This is a genomic window from uncultured Thermosynechococcus sp. (assembly GCF_937958135.1).
Classification (GTDB): Bacteria; Cyanobacteriota; Cyanobacteriia; order Thermosynechococcales; family Thermosynechococcaceae; genus Thermosynechococcus.
Genome location: NZ_CALGOG010000025.1, coordinates 1 through 4,714 on the forward strand (window position 1 = coordinate 1; position 4,714 = coordinate 4,714).

At 50.4% G+C, this 4,714-nt stretch carries 3 protein-coding genes, 3 pseudogenes and 1 CRISPR repeat array; of the genes and pseudogenes, 2 read left to right on the top strand and 4 right to left on the bottom strand.

The features are described from left to right. Positions 1 to 218: 218 nt before the first annotated feature. The gene (locus Q0711_RS03805; RefSeq protein ID WP_299041649.1) at positions 219 to 551 is read right to left on the bottom strand and encodes a 2Fe-2S iron-sulfur cluster-binding protein; all 333 of its coding nucleotides are present in this window, start codon (positions 549 to 551) and stop codon (positions 219 to 221) included. A 151-nt stretch (positions 552 to 702) separates the two neighbouring features. On the opposite strand from Q0711_RS03805, the gene Q0711_RS03810 reads away from it, so the two are divergent. Both Q0711_RS03810 and Q0711_RS03815 read left to right on the top strand, forming a co-directional pair. After that, on the top strand, positions 703 to 1,176 hold the full coding sequence (locus Q0711_RS03810; RefSeq protein ID WP_299041651.1) for a YbjN domain-containing protein: 474 nt from the start codon (positions 703 to 705) through the stop codon (positions 1,174 to 1,176). Between the two features lie 66 nt (positions 1,177 to 1,242). Then, positions 1,243 to 1,749 (top strand): annotated as a pseudogene (locus Q0711_RS03815) (lipoate--protein ligase family protein); the annotation flags it as partial. 165 nt (positions 1,750 to 1,914) lie between these two features. Further along, positions 1,915 to 2,179: direct repeats of the CRISPR family, unit length 36 nt; unit sequence GTTTCCAATTTATAGAGACCCCCACAGAGTGGGGAC. Positions 2,180 to 2,360: 181 nt separating this feature from the next. Here the strand turns inward: Q0711_RS03815 and cas2 are convergent. The 3 genes and pseudogenes from cas2 to Q0711_RS03830 form a co-directional block, all read right to left on the bottom strand. Further along, positions 2,361 to 2,640: pseudogene (cas2, locus tag Q0711_RS11645) on the bottom strand (CRISPR-associated endonuclease Cas2). Positions 2,641 to 2,881: 241 nt separating this feature from the next. Beyond that, positions 2,882 to 3,631, bottom strand: coding sequence for a CRISPR-associated endonuclease Cas1 (cas1, locus tag Q0711_RS03825; protein ID WP_299041659.1), 750 nt, complete (start codon positions 3,629 to 3,631; stop codon positions 2,882 to 2,884). A 6-nt stretch (positions 3,632 to 3,637) separates the two neighbouring features. Continuing rightward, positions 3,638 to 4,714: pseudogene (locus Q0711_RS03830) on the bottom strand (type III-B CRISPR module RAMP protein Cmr6); the annotation flags it as partial.

Sequence of the window (4,714 nt, forward strand, 5' to 3'; positions counted from 1 at the left end):
ATGGTTTGACCATACCAGCAGACGCCAGGCTGAAAAACCAAAGACAAGGACGGCTACGCTGTCCGCGCTATCCTTCCTCGCCCTGTTAGCTTGCTCCCGCGCAGCAGTAGAGCGGGGCTTGCCGCGCACCGGGTCAAAATGGGTAATGAAAGGGAATCCAAGACTGAGTATTGCGGATCCCTGGCACTGGGAGGCAAACAAGGAAGGGCTAACGCTACTTAGGCTGGGGGTGCCGCCGGGAGCTTTTCCCCCCACATTCCCAGCCACTTGGTTACCTTGAGATCCCCGAACACCTGCACCTGACAGGCTAAGCGTAGCCCCTTAGAAAGCTGGTGGGGAGGGAGCGATAGACGGGTGCGCTCCCGCCAACCCATGGGGGAAACTTCTCCTTCAATCTGCACCGCACAGGTACCACAGGTGCCCAGCCCATGACAATTGACAATGTGAGCAGGTGGGTTGTAGAGTTGAACCCCCTCCTGGAGCAGCACCTGGCGCAAGTTGGCTCCTTCGGCACAGGAAAGGGTACGATCTTGAACTTGAATTTGCGGCATCAGCCCACCTCTGAGACCTGTAACAGTTTTATTTTGCCCTGGGATCCGGCTGAAAACCGGTTATTCCCACCGGCTTGCCCAAGATCCGAACGGCATTCTTTCGGCAGGCGGTATAGTTGAGGTGGTTGGATAGGTGAGTAGGGAAAAGCTCATGGTTTACAGTGAACCGCTCATGAATGCCTTCGATCGCTCTGCGGATGCCATCCTGGAGGCGCAAGAACCCCTCCGCTATGTGGAGATTGTCTCAGCAGTGGTCTCTAGCCTAAAGGAAGATGTTGCCTATGAAAATCATGAGCAGGGTCACACCTGGAGGTTTACCTACGGTACGGTTGATGTATTTGTTCATTTGAGCGGTGAGTCAGCGGAAGATACCCTGGCGGTTTGGTCCCCTGTTTTAACTTTACCCGTGGCGGAGCCGGCCAAATTGATGCAAAAGCTGCTGGAAAAAAATTGGACAGACACGCTAGAGGCGCGCTTCTGTATTTGGAATAACCAAGTGATCTTGAATCACTACCGCACCCTGGAGGAGATCACCGCCAGTGAAATTTCTCGTGCCATCACCATTGTGGCCAGCTTGGCAGATGAGTACGATGAACCTTTACAGGCAGAGTTTCCTAGCATCTAGCGCTCCTCGGCCATGGGATCCCTGGGGTACTACTGGCCCTACCAAGTTGCTACGGGGGCCTGGCACATGCAGCAGGATGACCGGCTTTTGCAGGAGCTGCGTCAGACTCCTCGAGTGGTGTTGCGTTTTTATGGCTGGGAGCAACTGACCCTCTCCCTGGGTCGTCACCAGCTTTGGGCAGAGGGTCAGGCAGAAGGTGATCTGGGGATCCCCATTGTGCGGCGACCCACAGGTGGGCGGGCTGTATTGCATCAGGCTGCAGTCGACCAAGCGGAGCTAACCTACAGCTTAGGCATCCCTTGGCAGCATTTGCAGCAAACTTTACCTAGCCTAAAGCGGACCTGTGTATACGACTACTGCTGCCGCTTTTTGCTGCAAGGCTTGGCGGAATTGGGCATTGTTGTGGATAGGCCCCACCCAAATCAACTCTACGGCCAAGAACGCCTCTACTCAGATAAAACCAGTTGCTTCGCGGCACGTACCCGCGCCGACCTGAGCTGGCAGGGCCAAAAATTGATCGGCAGTGCTCAACGCTGGCAACCTTGGGGGATCCTGCAGCAGGGATCCATTTTGCTACGGCCCAATCGGGAATTGTGGGAGCGTTATCTACCCGGTTCAAGAGTGGTGGGCATCTACGACATTTGCCCACAAGCCCCCGGGATCTCCAGCTTAATTGAGCATTTCTTGCAAGTAGCAGGGAAGTGCTTTTCGGTCCATTGGTTCCCAGTTTCCAATTTATTTTCCAATTTATAGGGATCCCCACAGAGTGGGGACAACGTGTATCTAATTCTGGTTGCAGTTGGCGAAACATTCGCGTTTCCAATTTATAGGGATCCCCACAGAGTGGGGACTCTTACGGTTTGGATCAATGGTGCTCTGGTAGATGGTTTTGTTTCCAATTTATAGAGACCCCCACAGAGTGGGGACTTCACGGATGGGTACAGCTGGAGGGTCCAGAGGTGGACTGGTTTCCAATTTATAGGGATCCCGACAGAGTTGGGATAGGCTCCATTAAAACCCAGTCAGGGCAAGGGATGCAAGAGCCATTTGCGAGGGGGTCGGCCAACTTGGTAAAAATGGGAGCTTGAGGAGGGGTCTGAAACCCTTATGCAGCAAGACAGAGTGCTACGCACCGCTACGCGAACGAGCGGGTCAACCCAAGTACGTCATTTCAGCGATCATATTCATATGATGATCGACTCTGGGGGTTGTACTACTGGGGGGTTACCCCAAACTTCCACCTGCGGGTAGGTGTGGCTCGACACAGGGTAGAACCTAAGGGAATCCTCACCTGCTTTAAATTGCTTTTTTTAGTTTTATTTTCAGCTCAGCATATTTTTGAGGCGAGAGAACACACTCAAAGACACTGTATTGCACCCGTCGTCCATAGCCTTCCAGTAAATCTGATATTTTTTTGCGGCGTTTATTGGAGGACCTATCGTAACAAATAACGTACAGAATCATCTTACCGAATTCGATAAGGAGAGTAGGTCATTTCTGGGTTATAAATACACTGCTTGAAGAGCTTAACCTGTCTGTTAAGTAGCTCCCAGCGAGGTTGCTCTTCATTCTCTGTTATGAGCTTTTCTGTCATTCGAGTCAAAAAGGCTCTTAGGTACTTTTTTCGTCCTGAATCATTCAGGAAACATCCTCCATTATGGTAGACAAAATCTTGTTCAACATTCATCACTCTAGTATTGACCAGCTATAGTACCAGCGAATCAACAGTAGGAGCGCGAAACTCCTCTAGCAAATCTGAAACCAGTGCTGCATGTTTGTAGCTACCCATATGGAAACATCCTTGATAAGGATCCAAATCTTGCAACTCAATCAAAGCTAAGAGATGATTCCAGAGTACGCTGTAGCCAAAACTCAGCATGGCATTTACCGGATCGGTAGGTGGGCGGCGCGTGTGTGTGAGCAGAACAAATCCTGGTTGCTTTAAGCAATTGCCCAGCTCAGGAAAATACAGAGCTGCCCCTGCCCCCTCAATTCCTCTAAGTTGCTCCGGTGATTCTGCCCTCAGTGCCTCTGCTGCCAAATACTCTAGGATATCAACCACCAAAGAACCAGATTCAGTCGCTCGGGATCGCAAATACCGCATCAAAAGCACCCGCCCATTCAGGAGCTTGGCCCGCACTATTTGCACTGCTGTTCGCAATCGCCACTCTGCTGACAAACTTTGTTGCAGACGAGCCAGGCGTCGGTAGCCTCTGTGAATGGGCATGATCCGCCCGTAGCAGTAGCCCAGTTGCGATAGGTAAGCAATGATGATGCTTCGCTGCAAACAGGCCCGTATCACATCAGTTGTTACCTGTGAGCAACCAAAGATGAATATCTGCTCCAGCAAAGGCAACTGCACCTCCTGCAGGAGTGTTTCCCCGCTGTGAACTTGGAGAAACTCCTGCTTGAGGCTGAGCCTACAGCCTTGCCGAGAAATATAGAGCGTTTGCATCAATCCTCATTTTGATTTGAGGGGCCAAATTTGTATACATCTGCCCTCTTCTAGTTTTTGTAGATACTCTCTTCGGGGACTTTCAGTAGCTCCAAATACGGTAACCACCTGATAATCATCCAAGTCAGAAATCCACACCGGCGAAGGCACAGCTCCCCCCTGAACAACCCCGCAGAGGAATTTGTCATACCTTCCCTCACCCTGATATCCCAACTGATGCAGCACCGACAAAGCATAGGGTTTATTACTGTCTGACTCGCCACTACAGACAACAATTCTACAATTAGCATCCACTGCTTCTGTCCATTTTTCCCTAGTTACGTTCCCAGCAGCTCTAGGATTCTGAGCGTCGATAGCATTCCCTAAAAGTAGTTGCATGGCTGCAAAGTAGTTTCTTAATCGCTCGCAAAATAACCCCTGAAACTCTCTGGCAGATTCAGGTAAACCCCAAAAATAATCTTGGGTTTTAGGAATCAATGTGGATCCCCGCCACCACGGTGCTTTTGGCCTGTCTTTGCGAGAATAACAGGGTCGCCTTGCTCCTTGACCTACTCCTCCTAAGTGAAACATCATCCAAGTTAAATTAAGGAATAATTTTTTCGCTGTCTCATACTTGTCTGCTGGACATTCCCCAGACAAAGAAAGGACTAAAATCCCCTCTTGTCTTCCCACCAGATCGTTTTTTCCTTCTGGATTTTCCTGGAGAACTTTTCCCTCCAAAATCTCCACCCGAATCCAACCTTGTTTAGGTTCAGGCGTAATCGCTCCAAATAGTTTTGCTTCCCATTCCTGCACCTGTTTTACAGGCAACACCCCTAACCCAAAAGCCCGAAACCAATAGCGCAGCATATTCTTAAAGGCTACCGGACGAACTTCTGGTTCCGGTTTAACTCGATGTTGCCACTGATGATTCTTCTGATTCATCCGCCACTCGATAAACTGATGTCGCCCATGGATGAGCTGCCCCTCCAATTCAAATGGCAACCGCAAAAACTCAAGAGGATGCCGGGAGGCATTGCCCTCAATCAGCCGTCCATAGCCGGAATTGATTTGAGAGCCAATCCCTTCTTCCAAACCTTGAAT

Bases quoted from the DNA above. Each gene is read 5' to 3' on its own strand.
- Q0711_RS03805 (WP_299041649.1), bottom strand. From the start codon at position 551: ATGCCGCAAATTCAAGTTCAAGATCGTACCCTTTCCTGTGCCGAAGGA.
- Q0711_RS03810 (WP_299041651.1), top strand. From the start codon at position 703: ATGGTTTACAGTGAACCGCTCATGAATGCCTTCGATCGCTCTGCGGAT.
- cas1 (WP_299041659.1), bottom strand. From the start codon at position 3,631: ATGCAAACGCTCTATATTTCTCGGCAAGGCTGTAGGCTCAGCCTCAAG.